The organism is Streptomyces sp. NPDC003691, from assembly GCF_053981115.1.
The window spans coordinates 1-4,953 of the sequence record NZ_JBSFNQ010000190.1; the positions used below are offsets into that span (position 1 = coordinate 1).

At 70.1% G+C, this 4,953-nt stretch carries 4 protein-coding genes; 2 read left to right on the forward strand and 2 right to left on the reverse strand.

What is annotated here, in order from left to right; genetic code table 11:
• Window positions 1-65: 65 nt before the first annotated feature.
• Together ACWDR0_RS34530 and ACWDR0_RS34535 are read right to left on the reverse strand one after the other, a co-directional pair.
• Window positions 66-1,538 carry an amino acid permease gene (locus tag ACWDR0_RS34530; RefSeq protein ID WP_456355793.1) on the reverse strand — a complete coding sequence of 491 codons (1,473 nt, stop codon included), beginning with the start codon at window positions 1,536-1,538 and terminating at the stop codon, window positions 66-68.
• 463 nt (window positions 1,539-2,001) lie between these two features.
• Window positions 2,002-2,724 carry a FadR/GntR family transcriptional regulator gene (locus ACWDR0_RS34535; RefSeq protein WP_456355794.1) on the reverse strand — a complete coding sequence of 241 codons (723 nt, stop codon included), beginning with the start codon at window positions 2,722-2,724 and terminating at the stop codon, window positions 2,002-2,004.
• A gap of 144 nt (window positions 2,725-2,868) precedes the next feature.
• On the opposite strand from ACWDR0_RS34535, the gene ACWDR0_RS34540 reads away from it, so the two are divergent.
• Together ACWDR0_RS34540 and ACWDR0_RS34545 are read left to right on the forward strand one after the other, a co-directional pair.
• Window positions 2,869-3,405 carry a gluconokinase gene (locus tag ACWDR0_RS34540; protein ID WP_456355795.1) on the forward strand — a complete coding sequence of 179 codons (537 nt, stop codon included), beginning with the start codon at window positions 2,869-2,871 and terminating at the stop codon, window positions 3,403-3,405.
• A gap of 71 nt (window positions 3,406-3,476) precedes the next feature.
• Window positions 3,477-4,874 carry a GntP family permease gene (locus ACWDR0_RS34545; RefSeq protein WP_456355796.1) on the forward strand — a complete coding sequence of 466 codons (1,398 nt, stop codon included), beginning with the start codon at window positions 3,477-3,479 and terminating at the stop codon, window positions 4,872-4,874.
• The last annotated feature ends 79 nt before the right edge of the window (window positions 4,875-4,953 follow it).

Consider the following 4,953-nt stretch of genomic DNA (forward strand, 5'->3'; position numbering starts at 1 on the left):
ACGGCGGCGGGGGCCGGGGAGCCGATCGGCTCCCCGGCCCCCGCACCGGTCCGGACGGACCGGGGTCAGAGCGTCTCGCGCTCCGCCGCGATGGCGTTGACCCGGCGCCGGACCGCGAACCAGCCGCAGACCAGGGCCGCGGCGATCAGCGGCAGCAGGTTGACCGTGGTCCGGCCGATCCCGCCGCCCCACCACATCAGAACGACCACTCCGGCGAGGAACACCAGGGTGACGATCTGGGTGTACGGCGCCCACGGCAGGCGGTACGCGGGACGGGTGACCCGGCCGTCCTTGGCGCGGTGCCAGAAGAGCAGGGAGCAGAGCATGATCATGCCCCAGGTGCCGAGGATGCCGATGGAGGCGAGGTTGAGGACGATCTCGAAGGCCTGGCCGGGGACGACGAAGTTCAGACCGACGCCCGCGACACCGAAGGAGGCGGTCAGCAGCACTCCGCCGTAGGGCACCTGCCCCTTGTTCATCCGGGCGGTGAAGCGGGGCGCGGAGCCCGCCATCGCCATGGAGCGCAGGATGCGGGCGGTGGAGTAGAGACCGGCGTTCAGGCTGGAGAGCGCGGCGGTGAGGACAACGAGGTTCATCACCCCGGCGGCGCCCGGCACGCCCAGCTTGTCCATCACGGTGACGAAGGGGCTCTCGTCGGCGGAGTAGGCGGTGTACGGGAGCAGCAGCGCCAGCAGGACCACGGAACCGACGTAGAAGAGGCCGACCCGCCACATGATCGAGTTGATCGCGCGGGGCATGACCTTCTCGGGGTTCTTCGTCTCGCCGGCCGCGACACCGCACAGCTCGACCGAGGCATAGGCGAAGACGACGCCCTGGATGACCACGAGCATCGGCAGCAGACCGACCGGGAAGACCCCGTCGTTCTCGGTGATGGTGGCGAGGCCGGGGTTGTGGCCGCCCACGTCCTGGGAGGTGACCAGCAGGAAGATGCCGATGAGCATGAAGGCGACCAGCGCGGCCACCTTGACGATGGCGAACCAGAACTCCATCTCGCCGAAGTACTTCACCGAGATCAGGTTGATCGCCAGCACACCGGCCAGGGCGATCAGGGCCAGCACCCACTGGGGGATATCGCTGAACAGCGACCAGTAGTGGGCGAAGACGGCGGCGGCCGTGATGTCCGCCACGGTGGTGGTGGACCAGTTCAGGAAGTACAGCCAGCCCGCCGTGAAGGCGCCCTTCTCGCCCATGAACTCACGGGCGTAGGAGACGAAGGCGCCGGAGGAGGGGCGGTAGAGCACCAGCTCGCCCAGGGCGCGGACCACGAAGAAGGCGAAGAGACCACAGACCGCGTACGCGATGGCGAGGGAGGGTCCGGCGTCCGCAAGACGGCCGCCCGCCCCGAGGAAGAGTCCGGTACCGATCGCGCCACCGATGGCGATCATGTTGATGTGGCGGGACTTGAGGTCCTTGCTGTAACCGGCGTCACCGGCGTCCACATGGGGGGTGGTGGGGCGGGAGCCGGTCGCCGGAGCCCCGGCGACCGCGGTGTCGGACGCGGTGGTGCGGTCACTCATAGGGGGGTGGTTCGCCTTCGTGTGGGTGCGTGGGGGTGATGGGGTGCACGCCGGGCCCGGGCTGCCGGTGGTGGGTGTTCACCGGGACTGCCGGAACTCGACCCGACGGCACTTCATCGGGCGGTCCTGCGATGTTGGCAGTGCTCCAGGTCACCCGGAAAGAGATCTGAGGTGTTTCTGAGGTTGCCGACATGTAAACCAAGGTGGCAGTAAACCATGAACCGGAACCTCATCTCTCACTTCTATTGAGAGCATGGAGCGGGGGTAAGGGGCGGTTCCGGGAGCGGAGGCATACGCAAGCGACCGGGGCGCGACGGGGCGCCTCACGGGGCACGACGGCACCGGGCCGCCCGGGGCGCGGCGGGGCGCCGGACCGGACTCCCCGAGCCCGGGTGAGGGCGGAGGCCGGCCCGGACCCGACGGAGGGGTTCGGACGCCTTCGGCCCGGACCGGGCGGAGGGGCTCAGGCGCCCGGCGGCAACGGGTCCGGCGCCAGGACGTCCAGTTCCGCCAGCGCGCCCACCGCGATCTCCCGGGTGACCCGCTCGGCCCGCTCCGCGTCGCCCTCCCGCACCGCCTCGGCCACCTGCACATGGAGGGTGACCGCGGCCGGGTCGGGGTCGTCGAACATCACCTGGTAGTGGGTGCGGCCGGTGAGGATCGCCGCGACCACGTCCCCCAGGCGCGCGAACATCTCGTTCCCCGAGGCGGTGAGCACGATCCGGTGGAAGGCGATGTCGTGCCGGAGGTACGCCTCCAGCTGCTGCCCCCGCGAGGTCTCGACCATGCCGAGGGCGCACGCGGTCAGCTCCGCGCACTGCTCGGGGGTGGCGTTGCGGGCGGCCAGCCCGGCGGCGACCGGCTCGACCGCGGACCGCAGCACGGTCAGCGAGCGCAGCTGGCGGGGCCGGTCGGAGCCCGCCAGGCGCCAGCGGATGACCTGCGGGTCGTAGACGTTCCACTCCTCGATGGGACGGACCGTCACACCGACCCGGCGCCGGGACTCGACGAGCCGCATCGACTCCAGGACCCGGACCACCTCACGGACCACCGTGCGGGAGACGTCGAAGCGCTGGGCGATCTCGTCGGTGCGCAGCACGCTGCCCCGGGGGTAGTCGCCGGCGGCGATGGCGAGGCCCAGGGTGTCCAGCACGTGTGTATGGAGGCCATGGCCCGCTGTGGTCATGTGCACAGCCTAAGGGGCGAGGATCACACCTTAAAAGTATGACGTTTAGATCTCGGACTCTTGAATAAGTCGTACCTAATAGGTTTCAGTAGCGCGACGGACCGATGTCGACACCGGAGTCGACGTCAGACAGTGAGGCAGTAGATGAGCACCCCGCGCACCCCGCAGGTCGTCGTGGTGATGGGCGTGGCAGGCACCGGCAAGACCACGGTCGGCCCCCTGCTCGCGGCCGCCCTGGGCGTTCCGTACGCCGAGGGCGACGACTTCCACCCGCCGGCCAACATCGCCAAGATGTCGGCCGGGACACCGCTCGACGACGCGGACCGGTGGCCCTGGCTCGATGCCATCGGCACCTGGGCGCGGGGCCGGAGCGGACTCGGCGGTGTGGTGTCCAGCTCCGCCCTCAAGCGGGCCTACCGCGACCGGCTGCGGGCCGCCGCGCCGGACACCGTCTTCCTGCACCTCAGCGGCGACCGGCAGCTCATCGAGCACCGGATGACGGCCCGCCGGGGCCACTTCATGCCCACGGCACTGCTCGATTCGCAGTTCGCCACCCTGGAGCCGCTGGAGGCCGACGAGGCGGGCGTCGCCGTCGACGTCGCCGGTTCCCCGGAGGAGATCACCGCCCGGGCGCTGGCCGCCCTGGGTGCCCCGGCCGCCCCGGCCGCGCCCGCGGGCTGACCACCGGCCCGTACGCACCACCACCCCCCACGCCCCGTCCCCGAACCCCTCGTTTCTCGTAAGGAACCACCGTGACCAGTCTCAGCGTCGAGACGCTGGCAGCGGATCCGCTGGAGCCGATCACCTCGGCCGGCAACGCCCAGCTCGGCTTCGCCGTACTCGCGGGCATCGCCGTCATCGTGCTGCTCATCACCAAGTACAAAATGCACGCCTTCCTGGCGCTGACCATCGGGTCGCTGGCGCTGGGCGCGTTTGCGGGCGCCCCGCTCGGCAAGGCCATCGAGTCCTTCTCCAAGGGGCTCGGCGCCACCGTCGCCGGTGTCGGTGTGCTGATCGCCCTCGGCGCCATCCTCGGCAAGCTGCTCGCCGACTCCGGCGGCGGTGACCAGATAGTCGACACGATCCTCGCCCGCGCCAAGGGCTCCACCATGCCCTGGGCGATGGTGCTGATCGCCTCGGTGATCGGTCTGCCGCTCTTCTTCGAGGTCGGCATCGTCCTGCTGATCCCGGTCGTGCTGATGGTCGCCAAGCGCGGCAACTACTCCCTGATGCGGATCGGCATCCCGGCGCTGGCCGGTCTCTCCGTGATGCACGGACTGATCCCGCCGCACCCCGGACCGCTGGTGGCGATCGACGCCCTCGACGCCAATCTGGGCATCACCCTCGGCCTCGGTGTGCTGGTCTCGATCCCGACCGTGATCATCGCCGGCCCGCTCTTCGCGAAGTACGCGGCCCGCTGGGTGGACGTCCCCGCGCCCGAGAACATGATCCCGGCCCGGCCCTCCGAGGACCTGGAGAAGCGCCCCGGCTTCGGCGCGACCGTCTTCACGGTGCTGCTGCCGGTCGTCCTGATGCTGTCGAACGCGCTCGTCGAGATCGTGATCGACAACCCGGAGAACCCGGTCCAGAAGGTCACCGACGTCATCGGCTCCCCGCTGATCGCGCTGCTGGCCGCGGTCCTGGTCGGACTCTTCACGCTGGGCCGCGCGGCCGGCTTCACCAAGGAGCGGATCTCCTCCACCGTCGAGAAGTCCCTCGCCCCGATCGCGGGCGTGCTGATGATCGTCGGCGCGGGCGGCGGCTTCAAGCAGACCCTGATCGACGTCGGCGTGGGCCAGATGATCCTGGACTTCTCCGAGGACTGGTCCATCCCGACCCTGCTGCTGGCCTGGCTGATCGCGGTCGCGATCCGGCTGGCGACCGGTTCGGCGACGGTCGCGACGATCTCCGCCGCAGGTCTGGTGGCCCCGCTGGCCGTCGGTATGACGAGCACCGAGTCGGCGCTGCTGGTCCTGGCGATCGGCTGTGGCTCGCTCTTCTTCAGCCATGTCAACGACGCCGGGTTCTGGCTGGTGAAGGAGTACTTCGGCATGAACGTCGGCCAGACCATCAAGACCTGGTCGGTGATGGAGACGATCATCTCGGTCGTCGGTCTCGTCTTCGTCCTGCTGCTGTCGCTGGTGCTGTAGCGCCGGTACGGCGGGGCGGCCCGGACTCCGGTCCTCAAGGAGCGGCTGCGGCTGCTGCGCGGCCGCCGGATGCTGGCCC